21 protein-coding genes are annotated in these 17,249 nt (G+C 62.4%); 11 read left to right on the top strand and 10 right to left on the bottom strand.

The features are described 5' to 3' along the window. The first annotated feature begins 28 nt into the window (after positions 1 to 28). Together trxA and EOB59_RS11845 are read left to right on the top strand one after the other, a co-directional pair. Entirely contained in the window at positions 29 to 352 is a 324-nt protein-coding gene (trxA, locus tag EOB59_RS11850) for a thioredoxin (protein ID WP_128288421.1), read from the top strand. A gap of 129 nt (positions 353 to 481) precedes the next feature. Continuing rightward, on the top strand, positions 482 to 763 hold the full coding sequence (locus EOB59_RS11845) for a cupin domain-containing protein (protein WP_128288420.1): 282 nt from the start codon (positions 482 to 484) through the stop codon (positions 761 to 763). A 24-nt stretch (positions 764 to 787) separates the two neighbouring features. Here EOB59_RS11845 and EOB59_RS11840 read toward each other — a convergent pair whose 3' ends face one another. The 6 genes from EOB59_RS11840 to EOB59_RS11815 form a co-directional block, all read right to left on the bottom strand. After that, positions 788 to 1,207 (bottom strand): VOC family protein, encoded by a 420-nt coding sequence (locus EOB59_RS11840; protein WP_127380279.1) that lies wholly within the window; start codon positions 1,205 to 1,207, stop codon positions 788 to 790. A 28-nt stretch (positions 1,208 to 1,235) separates the two neighbouring features. Further along, positions 1,236 to 2,561 (bottom strand): folylpolyglutamate synthase/dihydrofolate synthase family protein, encoded by a 1,326-nt coding sequence (locus EOB59_RS11835; protein ID WP_128288419.1) that lies wholly within the window; start codon positions 2,559 to 2,561, stop codon positions 1,236 to 1,238. A 119-nt stretch (positions 2,562 to 2,680) separates the two neighbouring features. Then, positions 2,681 to 3,607 carry an acetyl-CoA carboxylase, carboxyltransferase subunit beta gene (accD, locus tag EOB59_RS11830; protein ID WP_013528321.1) on the bottom strand — a complete coding sequence of 309 codons (927 nt, stop codon included), beginning with the start codon at positions 3,605 to 3,607 and terminating at the stop codon, positions 2,681 to 2,683. Between the two features lie 45 nt (positions 3,608 to 3,652). Then, positions 3,653 to 4,492, bottom strand: coding sequence for a tryptophan synthase subunit alpha (trpA, locus tag EOB59_RS11825; protein ID WP_127395957.1), 840 nt, complete (start codon positions 4,490 to 4,492; stop codon positions 3,653 to 3,655). 63 nt (positions 4,493 to 4,555) lie between these two features. Then, entirely contained in the window at positions 4,556 to 5,776 is a 1,221-nt protein-coding gene (trpB, locus tag EOB59_RS11820) for a tryptophan synthase subunit beta (protein ID WP_127380276.1), read from the bottom strand. 92 nt (positions 5,777 to 5,868) lie between these two features. Then, the gene (locus EOB59_RS11815) at positions 5,869 to 6,528 is read right to left on the bottom strand and encodes a phosphoribosylanthranilate isomerase (protein WP_128288418.1); all 660 of its coding nucleotides are present in this window, start codon (positions 6,526 to 6,528) and stop codon (positions 5,869 to 5,871) included. Positions 6,529 to 6,640: 112 nt separating this feature from the next. Here EOB59_RS11815 and EOB59_RS11810 point away from each other — a divergent pair, with 112 nt between their 5' ends. Further along, positions 6,641 to 6,859 (top strand): hypothetical protein, encoded by a 219-nt coding sequence (locus tag EOB59_RS11810; RefSeq protein ID WP_027039950.1) that lies wholly within the window; start codon positions 6,641 to 6,643, stop codon positions 6,857 to 6,859. A 5-nt stretch (positions 6,860 to 6,864) separates the two neighbouring features. Here EOB59_RS11810 and EOB59_RS11805 read toward each other — a convergent pair whose 3' ends face one another. The 4 genes from EOB59_RS11805 to EOB59_RS11790 form a co-directional block, all read right to left on the bottom strand. Further along, positions 6,865 to 7,623, bottom strand: coding sequence for a M48 family metallopeptidase (locus tag EOB59_RS11805; RefSeq protein WP_013528316.1), 759 nt, complete (start codon positions 7,621 to 7,623; stop codon positions 6,865 to 6,867). A gap of 100 nt (positions 7,624 to 7,723) precedes the next feature. Further along, positions 7,724 to 8,206, bottom strand: coding sequence for a DUF2852 domain-containing protein (locus EOB59_RS11800; protein ID WP_127266800.1), 483 nt, complete (start codon positions 8,204 to 8,206; stop codon positions 7,724 to 7,726). Positions 8,207 to 8,324: 118 nt separating this feature from the next. Continuing rightward, the gene (locus tag EOB59_RS11795) at positions 8,325 to 9,467 is read right to left on the bottom strand and encodes a benzoate/H(+) symporter BenE family transporter (protein WP_128288417.1); all 1,143 of its coding nucleotides are present in this window, start codon (positions 9,465 to 9,467) and stop codon (positions 8,325 to 8,327) included. Then, positions 9,467 to 10,237, bottom strand: a complete 771-nt coding sequence (locus EOB59_RS11790) for an alpha/beta hydrolase (protein WP_128288416.1) — start codon at positions 10,235 to 10,237, stop codon at positions 9,467 to 9,469. Before EOB59_RS11790 ends, EOB59_RS11795 begins: the two co-directional genes overlap by 1 nt. A 205-nt stretch (positions 10,238 to 10,442) precedes the next feature. Between EOB59_RS11790 and infC the strand changes: the two genes are divergently transcribed. The 8 genes from infC to pheT all read left to right on the top strand — a co-directional run. Further along, positions 10,443 to 10,979 carry a translation initiation factor IF-3 gene (gene infC / locus EOB59_RS11785; protein WP_013528312.1) on the top strand — a complete coding sequence of 179 codons (537 nt, stop codon included), beginning with the start codon at positions 10,443 to 10,445 and terminating at the stop codon, positions 10,977 to 10,979. A 128-nt stretch (positions 10,980 to 11,107) separates the two neighbouring features. Continuing rightward, a complete protein-coding gene (locus tag EOB59_RS11780) occupies positions 11,108 to 11,734 on the top strand; it encodes an isoprenylcysteine carboxylmethyltransferase family protein (RefSeq protein ID WP_128288415.1) in 627 nt (208 codons plus the stop codon). A 142-nt stretch (positions 11,735 to 11,876) separates the two neighbouring features. Next, a complete protein-coding gene (locus EOB59_RS11775) occupies positions 11,877 to 12,521 on the top strand; it encodes an isoprenylcysteine carboxylmethyltransferase family protein (RefSeq protein ID WP_127380268.1) in 645 nt (214 codons plus the stop codon). 182 nt (positions 12,522 to 12,703) lie between these two features. Next, a complete protein-coding gene (gene rpmI / locus EOB59_RS11770) occupies positions 12,704 to 12,907 on the top strand; it encodes a 50S ribosomal protein L35 (RefSeq protein WP_006201248.1) in 204 nt (67 codons plus the stop codon). A 145-nt stretch (positions 12,908 to 13,052) separates the two neighbouring features. Beyond that, on the top strand, positions 13,053 to 13,454 hold the full coding sequence (rplT, locus tag EOB59_RS11765; protein ID WP_013528310.1) for a 50S ribosomal protein L20: 402 nt from the start codon (positions 13,053 to 13,055) through the stop codon (positions 13,452 to 13,454). A 148-nt stretch (positions 13,455 to 13,602) separates the two neighbouring features. Beyond that, positions 13,603 to 14,700: a phenylalanine--tRNA ligase subunit alpha gene (pheS, locus tag EOB59_RS11760; RefSeq protein WP_109666929.1), complete on the top strand. Its 1,098-nt coding sequence runs from the start codon at positions 13,603 to 13,605 to the stop codon at positions 14,698 to 14,700. Next, positions 14,697 to 15,119, top strand: a complete 423-nt coding sequence (locus EOB59_RS11755) for a GFA family protein (protein ID WP_128288414.1) — start codon at positions 14,697 to 14,699, stop codon at positions 15,117 to 15,119. Before pheS ends, EOB59_RS11755 begins: the two co-directional genes overlap by 4 nt. After that, positions 15,116 to 17,249: phenylalanine--tRNA ligase subunit beta (gene pheT / locus EOB59_RS11750; protein ID WP_245486600.1), on the top strand; the 2,134-nt coding region annotated here is incomplete at its 3' end. The genes EOB59_RS11755 and pheT, both read left to right, overlap by 4 nt.

Below are 17,249 nucleotides of genomic sequence, written 5' to 3'. Positions count from 1 at the left end.
GACAAAAACTTTCAAAAGGATTTTCCATATGGCAACCGTGAAGGTCGACAAGAGCAACTTCCAGGCTGACGTGCTTGATGCCAACGTACCGGTCGTCGTCGATTTCTGGGCGGAATGGTGCGGTCCCTGCAAGATGATCGCGCCAGCGCTCGAAGACATTGCCACCGAACTTGGCGCCAAGGTCAAGATCGCCAAGCTCAACATCGACGAGAATCCGGAGCTTGCCGCCCAGTTCGGCGTGCGCTCGATCCCGACGCTGATGATCTTCAAGGGCGGCGAAATGGCCGACATGAAGGTCGGTGCGGCGCCCAAGACTGCGCTGTCGCACTGGATCAACGGCAACATCGCCTGATCCATCCGAAATTCGTGAATATCGAGCCCGGCCTCGCGCCGGGCTTTTTGCTGGCGCCATTGGTGCGTGGCTCTGGCCCTCGCGTCCGGCCACTCCATGTCATCTGCTTGAGCCAGACAGGAGAAACCCATGACCGGATCCGCCAAGGCCACCGTATTCATCGACAATGAGCGCGTCATCGTCACCGAGTACCGCTTCGCACCGGGCGAAAACACCGGCTGGCATCGCCACGGCCACGACTATGTCGTCGTTCCGCTGATGGACGGCAAGGTGAAGTTGTTGACCAAGGACGGCGAGACCTTCGCCGAAATGAAGAAGGGCGCGCCCTATTTCCGCATGGAGGGCGTCGAGCACGACGTCATCAACGCCAATGAAGGCGAATACGCCTTTATCGAGATCGAGCTGAAGTAAGCCGTCAGGGCTGGCAGGCGCTTTTCACCAGTCGGCTATGCGGTCGCCGCCGGCGAATTGTGCACTTTTTTCGGTATACTCGAACAACTCGATTTTCACGTCGTTTGGATCGCGGATCCAGGCCTGAAATGTGTCATCGCAGGCCAGTTTCTTTGAGGTGACGTCGACACCTTTCGACCTGATGTGGGCGATCGCGGCATCAATGTTCTCCACTTCTAGGCAGAAGTGGTTGATCTGGTTCAGGTCGCCATAGCGGGCCTCGTTTTTCCCGAACACCTCGACATGGCTGCCGCCGCCGCAATCGAGGTAGAACCCGAAAATCTTGCCGTCACGCAGGAAATTGAAGCGGGTGTCCATGCCCAGCACGTCGCGATAGAAGCTTCGTGTCGCTTCAAGGTCGTTGGCGAAGATGCAGACGTGAGCGAGCTGTTTGACCTTGATCATGACAGGTTCCTCGCAGAAAAATCCGCCTTCAGGTCGGCGGGGTGCCGTTCTCGGCCAGCACCGCGCCGGTCAGATACAACGAACCGCTGATCAGGATGCGTGGCGCCGGGCCGTCCCAGGTGTCGCGTAGCAGCATCAGCGCGCTGGCGACGGAACTCACCGGCTCGGCGGTCAGCCCGGCTTCCGTCGCGCGGACCGCCAGTTCGTCGTTTGGCACGCCGGCCTCGCTAAGGCTCACCGGCACCGTGTAGACATGCCGGGCGAGGCCCTTGAAGGCACGGAAATAGCCGCTCTGGTCCTTGGTGTTGATCATGCCCGAGATGAGGAACAGCGGACGCGGGTTCTTCTCTTCCTGCTCGGCCAACGCTTCGGCAACCACCACGCCGGCACCGGGATTGTGGCCGCCGTCGAGCCAGATATCGGCGCCCTTGGGTGCCAGTTCGGCCAGCCGGCCCTGCACGAGCTTCTGCATGCGGCCGGGCCAGGCGACATTGACCATCGCCTTTTCGGCGGCGCGATGGCTGATCTCGAAACCGGCCGCCTTGACCGCGGCGATCGCCGCCGCCGCATTGGCGAACTGATGGCGTCCGGGCAGCCTGGGCGGTGGCAGGTCCATCAACCCGTCTTCGTCCTGGTAGACCATGCGGCCGTTTTCCTCGAAGGCAAGGAAGTCCTGGCCGTAGACGAAGGTGGGGCATTCAAGCCGCTCGGCGGTTTCGATCAGCACCTGCAGCGCCGTTTCGCTCTCCTGCGCGCCGATGACCACCGGACAGCCGGGCTTGATGATACCGGCCTTTTCGGCCGCGATCAGTTCGACCCGGTCGCCGAGATAGGCCTCGTGGTCGAGCGACACCGGCATGATCACTGACACGGCCGGCTCCTTGACGACATTGGTCGCGTCGAAGCGGCCGCCGAGCCCGACCTCGATGATGGCGGCGTCGGCCTGGTGTTCGGAAAACAAGAGGAAGGTGACGGCGGTGAGAATCTCGAAGACGGTGATCTTCTCGCCTTCATTGGCTCTGGCCGCACGGGCAATAGCATCGGCGAAAACCCTGTCCTCGACCAGCCTGCCGCCACCATCGGCGGCCAGCCGGTAACGCTCATACCAGTTGACCAGATGCGGCGAGGTGTGGACATGGACGCGGTAGTCCGCGGCCTCGAGCAGGGCGCGCGAAAAGGCGGCGCACGAGCCTTTGCCGTTGGTGCCGGCGATGTGGATGACCGGTGGCAGCCGATCCTGCGGATCGTCAAGCCGCTCCAGCAGCCGCGAAATGCGGTCGAGCGAAAGGTCGAAGCCTTTCGGATGAAGCGCCATCAGGGCTTCGATTTCGCGGTCGGCGGCAAGCGTCGTCATGGCAGAATCCTAGCGCATGAGCCGTGAAAACCAGAATCGGTTTCGGATGGCCATGGCAATCAAAAGCTACAGCGCGCCGAAGCACCCGTGCAATCGCGGTCGCGGCGCTTCGTGTCGCTTCAGGCTTGCGGCCGAGCTTCCGCGGCGACCACCGCCGGGGGCAGGATTTCCGGCTCCAGCGTTTTTTGCTCTTCCGGCAGCTTGAGCAGCATCTTGAGCAGGCGCGCGATCGTTTCACGCATTTCCAGCCTGGATACGACCATGTCGACCATGCCGTGCTCCATCAGATATTCGGAGCGCTGGAAGCCGTCGGGCAATTTCTCGCGGATCGTCTGTTCGATGACGCGCGGTCCGGCAAAGCCGATCAGCGCGCCGGGCTCGGCAATGTGCACGTCGCCCAGCATGGCATAGGAGGCGGTCACGCCGCCCGTGGTCGGGTTGGTCAAAACGACGATGTAGGGCAGGCCGGCTTCCTTCAGCCGGTCGACACCAACCGTTGTCCGCGGCAATTGCATCAGGGACAAAATACCTTCCTGCATGCGCGCGCCGCCGGAAGCGGCGAACAGGATCAGCGGCCGCTTGCGCTGCAGGGCCACTTCGAAGCCATGCACGATGGCGTCGCCAGCGGCCATGCCGAGCGAGCCGCCCATGAAGGCGAAATCCTGCACCGTGACCACCACCGGCAGACCCTCGACGGTGCCCAGCGCATTGATGATCGCGTCCTCAAGGCCGGTCTTGGCCTTGGCGTCCTTCAACCGGTCGACATAGCGCTTCTCGTCGCGGAATTTCAGCGGATCCTGCATCACCTTGGGGTTGTCCAGGGTCTCGTATTTGCCGCCATCGAAGAAGAATTTCAGCCGCTCCTTGGCCGAAATCTTCATATGATGGCCGGACGAGGGAATGACGAACTGGTTGGATTCCAGGTCCTTGTGGAACACCATCTCGCCGGTCTCCGGATCCTTGATCCAGAGGTTCTCGGGCATGTCGGTGCGCCGGCCGAGCATCGAATTGATCTTCGGGCGAACGTAATTGGTGATCCAGTTCATCGCTTCGGCTCCTGTCCTGACGAGGATTGGGAAGAGGTAGGAGAACTATTCGGCAGCAGCAAGGCGGGCCGAGCGCACGCCTTGCGCAAGGCCGCTGACCAGCGTGGCGACGGCTTCGGCCGGATCGGCGGTCATCTCGCCCTTCGGTCCCAGCACATTGGCCACCGCATTGACGATCGCGGTGCCGACGACGACACCGTCGGCGTTGGCGCCGATCACCCGCGCCTGCTCGGCGGTCTTGACGCCGAAGCCGACGCAGACCGGCAGGTCGGTATGGCCCTTGATGCGCTTGACCGCCGCCGCCACCTTGCCGGTGTCGGCCAGCGCCGAGCCGGTGATGCCGGTCATCGACACATAGTAGACGAAGCCCGACGTGTTCTGCAGCACTTTCGGCAGGCGCTTGTCGTCGGTCGTCGGTGTCGCCAGCCGGATGAAATTGATGCCGGCCTTGAGCGCCGGAATGCACAGTTCTTCGTCCATCTCGGGCGGCAGGTCGACGACGATCAGCCCGTCGATGCCGCTGGCGATCGCGTCCTTGAGGAAGCGGTCGACGCCATAGATGTAGATCGGATTGTAGTAGCCCATCAGCACGATCGGCGTTTCATTGTCACTGGTCCGGAAGTCGGCCGCCATCTTCAGCGTCTTGACCAGCGTCTGGCCGCCCTTCAGCGCCCGCAGGCCCGCCGCCTGGATCGCCGGGCCGTCGGCCATCGGATCGGAGAACGGCATGCCGAGCTCGATGATGTCGGAGCCTGCGCCGGGCAGTGCCTTCATGATCGACAGGGAGGTGTCGTAGTCAGGGTCGCCGCCCATGAAATAGGTGACGAGCGCCGGGCGGCCTTCGGCTTTCAGTTTTGCCATGCGGCGGTCGATCCGGGTCACCATGTCTGGCCCTTTGGACGAATTTTGCTCATAATCAACTCCCAAATCGAAACTGTCCAAAGGGGCCTAGATCTCCATACCCAGCATCGAGGCCACCGTATGCACGTCCTTGTCGCCACGGCCGGACAGGTTGACGATGACGATCTGGTCCTTGTCCATGGCGGGCACGATCTTCACCGCATGCGCAATGGCATGCGCGGATTCCAGCGCCGGGATGATGCCTTCGACGCGCGTCGTCAGCTTGAAGGCCTCCAGCGCCTCGTCGTCGAGGATAGGCACGTATTCGACGCGGCCTGAATCGCGCAGCCAGGAATGCTCGGGGCCGACGCCGGGATAATCGAGACCGGCCGAGATAGAATGGCCGTCCATGATCTGTCCGTCGGCGTTCTGCAGGAGATAGGTGCGGTTGCCATGCAGCACGCCCGGCGCGCCGGCATTCATCGAGGCGCAATGCTCGATGCCGTCAAGGCCGCGTCCGCCGGCCTCGATGCCGATGATGCGGACCTCTTTGTCGTCGAGGAAGGGATGGAACAGGCCGATGGCGTTCGAACCACCGCCGACAGCGGCGATGATGGTGTCCGGCAGTCGGCCTTCCTGCTCGAGGATCTGCGCCCGCGCTTCGGTGCCGATTACCGACTGGAAGTCGCGCACCAGCTCCGGATAGGGATGCGGGCCGGCGGCGGTGCCGATCAGGTAATAGGTGTCCTCGACATTGGTCACCCAGTCGCGCAACGCCTCGTTCATGGCGTCCTTCAGCGTGCCGTGGCCGGCGGTCACCGGACGGACCTCGGCGCCGAGCAGCTTCATGCGGAAGACGTTGGGGCTTTGCCGGGCAACGTCGGTGGCGCCCATATAGACGACGCAGGGAAAGCCGAAGCGGGCCGCGACCGTGGCCGACGCCACGCCATGCTGGCCTGCACCGGTCTCGGCGATGATGCGCTTCTTGCCCATGCGCTTGGCCAGCAGGATTTGGCCGAGGCAGTTGTTGATCTTGTGCGAACCGGTGTGGTTCAAATCCTCGCGCTTGAAATAGACCTTTGCGCCGCCGAGATGCTTCGTGAGGCCTTCGGCGAAATAGAGCTTGGACGGCCGTCCGGCATAATGGGTTGAAAGGTCAGTCAGCTCAGCCCTGAAATCCGCATCGTTCTTGACCTCGTTCCAGTGCCGCTCCAGGTCGAGGATCAGCGGCATCAGCGTTTCGGCAACGAAACGACCGCCGAAAATGCCGAACATGCCCTGTTCGTCGGGTCCGGTGCGGAAGGAATTGGGTGTCGCCGGCTTGTTCATCGCCGATCTCCTGGCATCTTGACTTATGAAGCATGTCCTTGTCGGAAAACCGGTTCCCACTTTTCCGGGACATGCTCTGGTTTAAGGCACTACTAGGCTGCGCGGGTGTTCCGCGCGGTCCTGACGGCCCGGAAAAACTGTTCGATCAGCGCCGGATCCTTGACGCCCGGTGCGCTTTCCACGCCTGAGGAAATGTCTATTCCGGGCGGGTCGGCAAGCCGAAGGGCATCGCCGATATTGGCGGCGTTGAGCCCACCGGAAAGCATGTAATCGACGCCGCCGTCAAGGCCGACAAGAATGCGCCAGTCGAAGGCAACACCATTGCCGCCCGGCAGTTCTGAGCCTTTCGGCGGCTTGGCGTCGAACAGGAACCGGTCTGATATGCCAATGAATGGCTTTATCCGTTCGAGATCGGCAGCCTCGCTGAGCGGCAGCGCCTTCATCACCGGCAAACCATAACGGGCTTTGACCTCGGCGACGCGCTCGGGCGTTTCCGCGCCATGCAGTTGCAGCATGTCGGGCTGCATTTGGGCAACGATTTCATCCAGGAAAGCGTCGCTGGCATCGACGGTGACGGCAACCGCCGTCGCTTTGCCGCGCGCCGCCTCGCGCAGACGGCCAGCCTCGGCGGGTTCGACATAGCGTGGGCTTTTGGCGAAGAAGATAAACCCGACATGGCTGGCGCCGCCGGCCAGCGCCGCGGCCATTGCCGCGTCGGTCTTCAAGCCGCAGATCTTGATGTCGAGTGCCATGGCGCGGGAATTGGCATGAAAAGCGATAAGAGTCGAGAAAAAGCATGCTGTTTGCCGGCACGGCCAAAGGCGCTACCTATGAATGGACAGGACGCAAGGCGGGAGCATGATCATGACAGACAGAACCGTAGCCGAACTCAGGCAGAAGATCGCGCAGGCGCGCGAGGTCATCGCGCACCTGATCGACAAGGCCGCCTTCAACGGCGCCGAGGCGCACCGCGCGCTCGACTATTTCGGCGGCGATGAATTCGACGGCAATTTCCTGCCGTGGCCGCATCATGGCGATGAGGGGCTACGGCCTGAGGACTTGAACGCCGCCAACGACGACTGAGCGATCTACTCGAACATGATCGCCTGCAGCGCACCGCCATTGCGCTTCAGCCAGTCCTTGCAGCGATCGGTGTCGGGGCAGAGCTTTTCGCACAATTTCCAGAATTTCGGACCGTGGTTCATCTCCTTGAGATGCGCCACTTCATGCGCGACGAGGTAGTTGATGACCGGCGACGGCGCCATCATGATGCGCCAGGAAAAGGACAGATTGCCTTCGGAGGTGCATGACCCCCAGCGGCTTGACGTGTCCTTGAAGCGGATAGCCTTGGCGCGCTTGCCGAGCGCCTCGGTGTGTTTGGCCACCAGCTTCTCGATTTCCTTCTTGGCCTCGCGCTTGAGGAAATCGGCGAGGCGGCGCGGCAGATGTATGCGGTCGCCATGCACGATCAAGAGCGGACCACGTTCGTCGCGCGACACGGTGACGGTGCCGCGCTTTGACGGTTCATGGACGATGCGGTGCGGCACGCCGCGCACCGGAATCCTGATGCCGGGCCGCACCTGCGGCCGCGTCGGCACCTTGGCCAGTCGCTGCTCCAGCCAGTCCTGGTGCCGCTCGAGGAACCTGTCCACTTCGCCGCGGCGCAGGCCTGGCGGCACGGTTATGCGTAGACCCTGGCCGCCTGAATCGATGCGCAGCGTCATTCGGCGCGCTCTGGCGCTCTCGACGATCTTAAGCGGCAGCGTGCGGCCGGCGACGCAATATTCGCGCTCCACGACAGGCGTGGGCTTGGGCTTTGTCAGATTGCGAAAGAAGCCGAGAGTCATGGCGGGACGATACGCGATTCGAGAAAAACGACTAGAACAAAAAAGAAACGGCGCCGCTCGCGCGACGCCGTCTTTTCACGATGTGGCCAGTCGCTTGGCCTCAGTCGTCAAGCAGGTTCGAGCCCTTGCCACGCTTGGTGGTCGTCGTTCCGGTGCTTGGATCGGTCTTCGTCGGAGCCGTCGACTTGTTGCGGTTGGCCATGAACCGGTCGAACTCGTCCTGGTCCTTGGCGCGGCGCAATTCGCGGGCATACTCGTCGAACTGGGTCAGCATCTCGTCGAGCTTGCGGCGCTCTTCGTTCAGCCGCTCAAGTTCCTTTTCGCGCCAGTCGTCGAAAGCGACGTTGCCGGTGCGGGCGGAGCCATTGCCCCAGCGCGCGGCCTTGTCGGAACCGCGGCGGCAGCCGGCGAAGATGCCGTCGGTCGCGCGGTTGACGTCACGCTTGAAGCCATCGAGGCGGTCGCCCCAGATGATGTAGGCGAGCATGGCGAAGCCGAGTGGCCAGAACACCATGAAACCTACAACCATCAACGCGATGGTTGCCGGCGTCCAGGCCGGACGGATCAATGCGGATGCGTTCATTTTCTCCCATTCCTTCGGTTGGAGACAGCCAAATCCGGGCTGCGTGGAATCGAAATGGGAAGAGAAAAACGGCGATTCAAGACAATGTCCGCCAAATCCGGACAAGCATCTGAAATGATTATCGCTTTTTGATCATATCGAGGAAAAGCACGACCAGCCCGGCAATCAGGCCCCAGAATGCGGCGCCAACGCCGAACAGCGTCAGACCCGACGCGGTGACGACAAAGGTGACGGTGGCGGCCATGCGATCCGCCTCTTCCTTCAGCGCGATAGACAGCGCGTTGGCGAGCGACGCCATCAGCGCCAGGCCTGCCACCAGCACGATCAGGCTCTGCGGCAGCACCGCGAAGATCGCCACCAGCGAAGCGCCGAAAATAGCAAAGATGAGATAGGCGAGTGCATAGAACGGCCCGGTCTTCCAGCGCTCGGCGGGATCGGGGTGGACGTCCGGTCCGGTGCAGATCGCCGCCGAGATCGCCGCCAGATTGGTCGTCGAGCCGCCGAACGGCGCCGACAGCAGCGAAAACAGGCCCGTGACGCCGATCAGCGGGCCGGGCTCCGGGTGATAGCCGGCGGCGCGCAGCACGGCGAGGCCGGACAGGTTTTGCGACGCCATGGTGACGAGGTAGAGCGGCAGTGCCAGGCCGATCACCGCCTTGGTGGTGAAGTTAGGCGCAATCAGCGTAAGCGTCGACAGTTCCGGTGTCGGCAGGCCACCGACACGGCCGGTGAGGAAAGCGGCGAGGCCACCGCCGATCAGAACCGCCAGCACCGACAGCGCCGGGTTGAACAGCCTGATAACGAAGAAGGCAGCGATCAGCGGCAGGATCAGCCACGGGTCGATCGGAATGGTCTTCACCGCATTGAGCGCGAAGGTAACGACGATACCGGCCAACATGCCCGAGGCGACCGAGGGCGGTATCCTCGAGATCAGCTTGGTCAGGGGCCGAAACAGCCCGGTGGCGATCAGAAGGACGCCGGTGACGATGAAGGCGGCGACGGCCTCGCTCATCGAAAAGCCGCTCGATGCCGCGATCAGAGCCAGGCCCGGCGTCGACCATGCGGTGATGACAGGCATCTTCGTGCGCCATGACAGCCACAGGCTCTCGATCGCCATGGCCAGGCAGATCGTCGTCACCCAGCTTGCCGTCTCGATCTGCGTCGCACCGACTGCGGTGGCGGCTGCGATGACGATGGCCAGCGTGCCGCCGAAGCCGACGATCGCCGCGACGAAGGCGGATATCGGGATGGAAAGGCGCATCAGTTTCCCCTCTGCGCCATCGCATCGACGGCCCTAACCAGCATGTCGAGATCCTGCGGTCGCGACAGGCGATGGTCGCCGTCAGGGATCAGCGACAGTGTCACGTCGTCGGCGGGCAGCAGGCTGACCAGCTTCAGCGCATGGCTTGCCGGCACATCTGCATCGGCCAGACCCTGCAGGATGTGCACCGGGCAATGGGTGTCGATCGGGCCTGTCATTGTCAGGTTGTCGCGCCCGTCCTCGATCAGCGCGCGGGTGTAGATGTAGGGTTCCGTGGAATAGTCCGACGGCTCTTCGAAGAAACCTTTTTTGGCGAGATCGCGCTTCTGCGCCTTGGTCAGCACCGGTTCGACCAGTTCGGCGGTGAAATCCGGGGCCGGCGCCAGCAGCACCAGGCCGGCGACGTTGCTATCGCCTGCCTTGCGCAATTCCTGCACCATGCGCAGCGCGATCCAGGCCCCCATCGAGGAGCCGACCAGGACCTGGCTGCCCCGGGTGAAATGCCGGAACACGGCAAGGCTTTGCGCAAGCCATGTCGAAATCGTGCCGTCGGCAAAGGCGCCGCCGGATTCGCCATGGCCGGAATAATCGTGGCGCAGGAAGGCGCGGCCTTCTTTTGCCGCCCAGTCCGACAGCGTCTGAGCCTTCGTGCCCAGCATGTCCGACTTGTAGCCGCCGAGCCAGACGATGCCCGGCGTAGAGCCAGCAGTATGGCGCACCGCGATGCGCGATCCATCTACATCCAGAAAGATTGGGGGCGTGGCAGTCATGGCTTTTCCTCAACGCCGGTCTTGTGACACGGACGGTGGCGTGGCGAAAAGTGCTCACGATGCTGTTTGTTTGGTGCAGAGCAGCGATCAGGGTGATTTTCTGTCAATGCTGTGCTATTGACTCCGCCCGCGCGCTCACCACATTGGCGCGTCCATGCATCAACACTGACAGACCCTGAACGAAACGGCCAAGGAGACCACGACCATTCGCAGACCTTTCAAAGCAGCGGCGCCGACCAAGGATGGCCCGCGCTCCAACCGTGACATCCGGGTTCCCCGGGTCCAGCTTATCGACGCCGAAGGCCAGAACCGCGGCGATGTTTCCATCAACGACGCATTGCTGCTCGCCGAAGAGGCTGGGCTCGATCTCGTCGAGATATCGCCCAATGCGGTGCCCCCCGTCGTCAAGATACTCGATCTCGGCAAACTGAAATACGCCAACCAGAAGAAGGCGGCCGAGGCGCGCAAGAACCAGAAGGTCATCGAGATCAAGGAGATCAAGATGCGCCCGAACATCGACAGCCATGACTACGAGACCAAGATGAAGGCGGTTCGCCGCTTCTTCGAGGAAGGCGACAAGGTCAAGCTGACGCTGCGCTTCCGTGGCCGCGAGATGGCGCATATGGAACTCGGCATGCAGCTTCTGAACAAGGTCCGCGAGGAAGTGGCGACGATCGCCAAGGTCGAGGCGGAACCGAAGCTCGAAGGCCGCCAGATGATGATGGTGCTGTCGCCGCGCTAGAGCGATCCCCGTCAAAAGCAAAGGCCGCTTCGGCGGCCTTTTGTTTGTTTTGTCTTCGCCATGATTTCTCCGCAAGTTGCATCGACAAGGATTCTGGTTGCCGGTCCTCGCGGCGAAAGGATTCTCCCATGACCGCTGCGGCACGTTCTACAAGTGAAATGGGTCGCTATCAGCGGCGCAGGCGCGTCCTGCTGGCGCTGCTAATAGGTGCTTTTTGCGCTTTGCTGATCTTCGGCGGCTCCCCGCACGATGAACTAACCCACGAACGCATAGAGGCGCACGGGATCGCCCTGATACTGATCGGGATCGGCGGCCGGCTCTGGTCGATCCTCTATATCGGCGGCCGCAAGTCGGCCGAAGTGGTTACGACCGGCCCCTATTCGGTGATGCGCAACCCGCTGTATTTTTTCTCCACCGTAGCGGCCGTCGGCATCGGCACCCAGACCGGCAGCGCGATCGTCGCGGTAGCGTCGGCGGTTTTGTGCGCGGCCGCGTTCCACATCGTCACGCTGCGCGAGGAACGGCATTTGACGACCGTGCTCGGGGCGCCGTACAAGGACTACGTCGCACGGGTGCCGCGTTTTTTTCCCAATCCCCGGCTTTATCGCGATCAGGCCGAGGTCACCTTCACACCGCGCATCTTCAATCACACGCTGCGCGACGGCTTGATGTTTCTGGTTTCCATACCGTTTTTCGAACTCATCGAGTCCGGACAGGAAAGCGGTGTGATTCCCGTCCTCTTCTGGCTGTATTGAGCGGCGATAGGCAGTCAAAAGAGGCGACATGCATTAAATCCGCCTGAATTATCCTGCAAGTCATCCCAACGATCGGCGGGGCCCTGTTTCCTTGGCCAGAAGCTGCGATCGCGGGCAAGTTTCTCGACGATCGGATTCCGCCATGGTCAATGAAATCAAGTCTGCGCCCGTCGAGGCACACGGGCTGGGCAACTACCAGCATATGCGCCGCATGGTGCTTGCGGTGCTGGTGGTGGTGCTGTTTCTGGCACTGCTGTTCGGCCAATCGAGTTTTCCGCCTGAAACCTGGGTGCATGAGTCGATCGAAATGTTCGGCGTGCTGCTGATTTTCCTCGGCATCGTCGGGCGCCTTTGGGCGACGCTCTACATAGGCGGGCGCAAATCTTCCGAGGTGGTGACCGGCGGGCCTTACTCGATCACCCGCAACCCGCTCTATGTGTTCTCGACCGTGGCCGCGGCCGGCGTCGGCGCCCAGATCGGCTCGTTCTCCGGCATCATCCTCTTTGCGCTGCTGTGCGCGGGTGCCTTCCACATCGTCATCCTGCGCGAAGAGAAGTTCCTCAAGGAAGCGCTCGGCGCGCCGTACCAGGCCTATCTGGAGAAGGTGCCGCGCTTCTTCCCGAAGCTGTCGCTCTACCAGGAGGGCGATACGGGCAGCTTCAAGCCCCGCCTGCTGCTGACCACGCTGCTCGACGGCCTGGTGTTTCTCATCGCCCTGCCGGCCTTCGAATTGATAGACGGAGCCCAGCTGTCAGGCATGTTGCCGGTCTGGTTCACGCTGCCCTGACCAAGGACACAGCGCCGCATCTCCACAGGTGTTGCGCGCGGGCCGTCTTTAACGTATAGGACCGCCGTTCAAGAAAACCGCCCGGCAGGGCATGCCGTGGCGGTTTCATTTGCTTTTCGGGCTTTGGTCGGCCCGAAGCGAACAAGAAGCGCGATAGTGCGCCAACAATACGGAGTAGCAAAATGCCCAAGATGAAGACCAAATCGGCCGCCAAGAAGCGGTTCAAGATCACAGGTACGGGTAAAGTCCTGTCGGCTGCTGCTGGCAAGCGTCACGGCATGATCAAGCGTTCCAACAAGTTCATTCGAAATGCCCGCGGCACGATGGTTCTGGCTGAACCGGATGGCAAGAAGGTCATCAAGAATTTTCTGCCGAACGGCCTCTAAGGCGTGATGCCAAAAAGTTGCAGACTTTTTGGATAACATCCCGCTCAAATAAGGCATTCGGTCTGGACACGCATTTGTTTTACGCAATTCCGAACGGAAAACCGCAAGGCACTTTTCCTGGAATTGCTTTTAAGGAGATCATGACATGGCACGCGTAAAAAGAGGCGTCACCTCGCACGCCAAGCACAAGAAGGTCCTGAAAGCCGCGAAAGGCTTCTACGGCCGCCGCAAGAACACCATCCGCATCGCCAAGCAGGCGGTGGAAAAGTCGCTGCAGTACGCTTACCGCGACCGCAAGAACCGCAAGCGCTCGTTCCGCGCGCTGTGGATCCAGCGCATCAACGCCGCGACGCACGAGCATGGCTTGACCTATGGCCGTTTCATCGACGGCCTCAACAAGTCGGGCATCGAGATCGATCGCAAGATCCTGTCGGACATGGCCATCCATGAGCCGCAGGCTTTCGCAGCCCTGGTCGCCAAGGCCAAGGTGGCGCTCGAATATCTGAAGAACACCACGCCGAACGCTTTTGAAAGCGCTGTCGCCTAAGACCAGCGCTTCCCAAGCATTCGCAATTCTGATTTGGGGAACCCGCGCTGGCACGGCTGGCGCGGGTTTTTCTTTTGACCCTGATGTAACCAAAATGGTGACGACGGAACCAAAATGGTGTCAGTCGCCCGATCGAGAGAGCTTCGCCGTGAACGCCACCGCTGGAAATCTTGAAGCCCTGGAAGATTCACTTCTGGCCGACATCGCGTCGGCCGCCGATGAGCCGGCCATCGAGGCGGTGCGCATCGCTGCTTTCGGCAAGAAGGGCACCGTGTCCGAGATGCTGAAAACACTTGGCGCCATGACCGCCGAGGAGCGGCAGGTTAAGGGTCCTGTTATCAACGGCCTCAAGAACCGCGTCACCGATGCGCTCACCGCGCGCAAGGCTGAGTTGAAGGATGTGGCGATCACCGCCCGCCTGGCCGCCGAAAAGGTCGACGTGACGCTGCCGGTGCGGCAGTCGCCGGCTGAGCGCGGCCGTATCCACCCGATCAGCCAGGTCATCGACGAGATTGCGGCGATCTTCGGCGACCTCGGTTTCTCCATCGCCGAAGGTCCCGATATCGAGACCGATTACTACAATTTCACCGCGCTGAATTTCCCAGAAGGCCATCCGGCGCGCGAAATGCACGACACCTTCTTCTTCCAGCCGGACGAGAAGGGCGAGCGCAAGCTTTTGCGCACCCACACTTCGCCGGTGCAGATCCGCACCATGGAGACGAAGAAGCCGCCGATCCGCATCGTCATTCCGGGCAAGACCTACCGGCAGGATTCGGATGCCACCCACTCGCCGATGTTCCATCAGGTCGAGGGGCTGGTGATCGACAAGACGGCCAACGTCGCCAACATGAAGTGGGTGCTGGAGGAGTTCTGCAAGGCCTTCTTCGAGGTGCCGCAGGTCAAGATGCGCTTCCGGCCGTCCTTCTTCCCGTTCACCGAACCGAGCCTCGAGGTCGATATCCAGTGTGACCGCTCCAGGCCCGGCGAAGTGCGCTTCGGCGAAGGCTCCGACTGGATGGAGATCCTCGGCTGCGGCATGGTGCACCCCAACGTGCTGCGCCATGGCGGGCTCGATCCGGACGAATATCAGGGCTTTGCCTGGGGGATGGGCATAGACCGTATCGCCATGCTGAAATACGGCATGCCGGACCTGCGCGCCTTCTTCGATGCCGACGTGCGCTGGCTGTCGCATTACGGGTTCAGGCCGCTCGACATGCCGACGCTGTTCGGAGGCCTGAGCGCATGACAGCGCCCTATGCCGGCGGCTGCCGCTGCGGCGCCGTGCGGTTCGAGGCATCAGTCGAACCGCATCACGTCAGCTATTGCCATTGCGGCGATTGCCGGCGGGCCAGCGGCGCGCCGATGTCGGCCTTTGTCGGCTTCCTGGTCGATCAGGTCGCGTCCACCGGCAAGGCGCTGAAGATGTATGAGAACGGCCCGGTGACGCGCTCCTTCTGCGGCACCTGCGGCTCACCCATCGCCTATGTCGACGAGCGGCTGGAGGACGACATCTACTTCATGCTCGGCGCCATGGATGCGCCGGCCGATTTTGAGCCGACGCAGCATGCCTATGTCAGCGAACAGCTTGCCTTCCTGCATATATCCGACGACCTGCCGAGACATCTGAAAACAAGCGTCAAAAGACCAGACGGAACAGTCCCATGAAATTCACCCTCTCCTGGCTCAAGGACCACCTAGAGACCGACGCCACGCTTGACGAGATCGTCGAGCGACTGACCTCGATCGGCCTCGAAGTCGAGCATGTCGACGACAAGTCGAGCCTGAAACCCTTCGTCATAGCCAGGGTGTTGACGGCGGTGCAGCACCCCGATGCCGACCGGCTGCGCGTGCTGACCGTCGATACGGGCAACGGCAAGCCACCCGTGCAGGTCGTCTGCGGCGCGCCAAACGCCCGCGCCGGCCTGATCGGCGCCTTTGCCGCGCCCGGCACCTATGTGCCCGGCATCGACGTGACGCTGGCGGTCGGCAAGATCAGGGGGGTCGAAAGCCATGGCATGATGTGTTCCGAGCGCGAGCTGGAACTGTCCGACGAGCACAACGGCATCATCGACCTGCCTGAGGATGCGCCGGTCGGCACCAGCTTCGCTGCCTATGCGCACATCGACGATCCGGTCATCGAGATCAATTTGACGCCGAACCGGCCGGATGCGACCAGCGTCTACGGCATCGCCAGGGATCTGGCGGCGAGCGGGCTTGGCCGCCTCGTCGGCGGCGCCATCATGCCGCATGTCGGCAACGGCATGTGTCCGGTCAAGGTAACGATCGAAGCGCCGGAGCTTTGCCCCGGCTTCGCACTCAACCTAGTCAAGGGCGTCAAGAATGGGCCGTCGCCAAAATGGCTGCAGCAGCGGCTGATCGCCATTGGGCTGAGACCGATCAGTGCGCTGGTCGACATCACCAATTACGTCACCTTCGACCGTGGCCGCCCGCTGCATGTGTTCGACGCCAGCAAGGTTGCCGGCAATCTCGTCGTGCGCCGCGCGCGCGATGGCGAAAAGGTGCAGGCGCTCGACGGCCGCGAATACACGCTGACGCCGGAAATGTGCGTCATCGCAGATGACAACGGCGTCGAGTCCATCGCCGGCATCATGGGCGGCGAGCATTCGGGCTGCGACGAGAACACATCAGATGTGCTGATCGAATCCGCCCTTTGGGACCCGATCACCACGGCGCGCACCGGCCGCACGCTCGGCATCATCACCGACGCGCGTTACCGTTTCGAGCGCGGGGTGGACCCCGAATTCATGGTTCCCGGCGTCGAGCTGGCAACGAAACTGGTGCTCGATTTCTGCGGCGGCACGCCGACCGAAATGGAAGTCGTCGGTTATGCCGGCCACAAGTCGAAGATCGTTTCCTTCCCGCTTTCGGAAGTGAAGAGGCTGACCGGCATCGAGGTTCCCAGGGCGGAAAGCCTCGACATCCTGTCGCGCCTCGGCTTCAAGCCGGAGGGATCGGGCGATGTGGTCAATGTCGCCGTGCCGTCCTGGCGCCCTGACGTCGACGGCAAGGCAGACCTGGTCGAGGAGGTCATGCGCATCCACGGCGTCGACAACATCGCACCGCAGCCGCTCGGCGCGCATGACGCGGTCAACGCCAGGATCCTCACCACGCTGCAGGTCCGTACCCGCACCGCCAAGCGAGCGCTCGCCGTGCGCGGCATGATGGAGGCCGTCACCTGGTCGTTCATCCCGGCCAAGCATGCCGAACTGTTCGGCGGTGGCCAGACCGCGCTGAAGCTCGCCAACCCGATCGCCGCCGACATGTCCGACATGCGGCCGTCGCTGCTGCCGGGCCTGATTGATGCTGCCCAGCGCAATGCCGACAAGGGCATCGGCGACGTGGCGCTGTTCGAAGTCTCGGGCACCTATGAGGGCGACGGCGCCGACCAGCAGCGGCGCGTGGCCGCCGGCGTGCGCCGCGGCACCGCCAAGCTCGACGGCTCAGGCCGCAACTGGGCCGGCAATTCGGGTGCGGTCGGCGTGTTCGACGCCAAGGCCGACGCGATCGCCGCACTGGAAGCCTGCGGTGCGCCTGTCGACCGGCTGCAGATCGAGGCCGGCGGCCCGGCCTGGTATCATCCCGGCCGTTCCGGCACGATCAAGCTCGGTCCGAAAACCGTGCTCGGCACCTTCGGCGAATTCCACCCGAAGACGCTGGAAGGCCTTGATGTTTCGGGGCCACTGTGCGGCTTCGAAGTCTTCGTCGATGCCGTGCCCGAACCGAAGGCCAAGCCGACGAAAACCAAGCCGAAACTGGAACTGTCCCCCTTCCAGG

The sequence above is a fragment of the Mesorhizobium sp. M7A.F.Ca.MR.176.00.0.0 genome (assembly GCF_004023165.1).
Classification (GTDB): Bacteria; Pseudomonadota; Alphaproteobacteria; order Rhizobiales; family Rhizobiaceae; genus Mesorhizobium.
This window is presented reverse-complemented; position numbering and strand designations above follow the sequence as displayed.

Coding starts and splice junctions, on each gene's coding strand:
- EOB59_RS11835 (WP_128288419.1), bottom strand. CDS start 2,561: ATGACGACGCTTGCCGCCGACCGCGAAATCGAAGCCCTGATGGCGCTT.
- rpmI (WP_006201248.1), top strand. CDS start 12,704: ATGCCCAAGATGAAGACCAAATCGGCCGCCAAGAAGCGGTTCAAGATC.
- trxA (WP_128288421.1), top strand. CDS start 29: ATGGCAACCGTGAAGGTCGACAAGAGCAACTTCCAGGCTGACGTGCTT.
- EOB59_RS11840 (WP_127380279.1), bottom strand. CDS start 1,207: ATGATCAAGGTCAAACAGCTCGCTCACGTCTGCATCTTCGCCAACGAC.
- EOB59_RS11845 (WP_128288420.1), top strand. CDS start 482: ATGACCGGATCCGCCAAGGCCACCGTATTCATCGACAATGAGCGCGTC.
- EOB59_RS11755 (WP_128288414.1), top strand. CDS start 14,697: ATGACAGCGCCCTATGCCGGCGGCTGCCGCTGCGGCGCCGTGCGGTTC.
- EOB59_RS11800 (WP_127266800.1), bottom strand. CDS start 8,206: ATGAACGCATCCGCATTGATCCGTCCGGCCTGGACGCCGGCAACCATC.
- EOB59_RS11815 (WP_128288418.1), bottom strand. CDS start 6,528: ATGGCACTCGACATCAAGATCTGCGGCTTGAAGACCGACGCGGCAATG.
- EOB59_RS11795 (WP_128288417.1), bottom strand. CDS start 9,467: ATGCGCCTTTCCATCCCGATATCCGCCTTCGTCGCGGCGATCGTCGGC.
- EOB59_RS11775 (WP_127380268.1), top strand. CDS start 11,877: ATGGTCAATGAAATCAAGTCTGCGCCCGTCGAGGCACACGGGCTGGGC.
- EOB59_RS11780 (WP_128288415.1), top strand. CDS start 11,108: ATGACCGCTGCGGCACGTTCTACAAGTGAAATGGGTCGCTATCAGCGG.
- trpA (WP_127395957.1), bottom strand. CDS start 4,492: ATGGTGACCCGGATCGACCGCCGCATGGCAAAACTGAAAGCCGAAGGC.
- trpB (WP_127380276.1), bottom strand. CDS start 5,776: ATGAACAAGCCGGCGACACCCAATTCCTTCCGCACCGGACCCGACGAA.
- EOB59_RS11805 (WP_013528316.1), bottom strand. CDS start 7,623: ATGACTCTCGGCTTCTTTCGCAATCTGACAAAGCCCAAGCCCACGCCT.
- EOB59_RS11790 (WP_128288416.1), bottom strand. CDS start 10,237: ATGACTGCCACGCCCCCAATCTTTCTGGATGTAGATGGATCGCGCATC.
- rplT (WP_013528310.1), top strand. CDS start 13,053: ATGGCACGCGTAAAAAGAGGCGTCACCTCGCACGCCAAGCACAAGAAG.
- EOB59_RS11810 (WP_027039950.1), top strand. CDS start 6,641: ATGACAGACAGAACCGTAGCCGAACTCAGGCAGAAGATCGCGCAGGCG.
- accD (WP_013528321.1), bottom strand. CDS start 3,607: ATGAACTGGATCACCAATTACGTTCGCCCGAAGATCAATTCGATGCTC.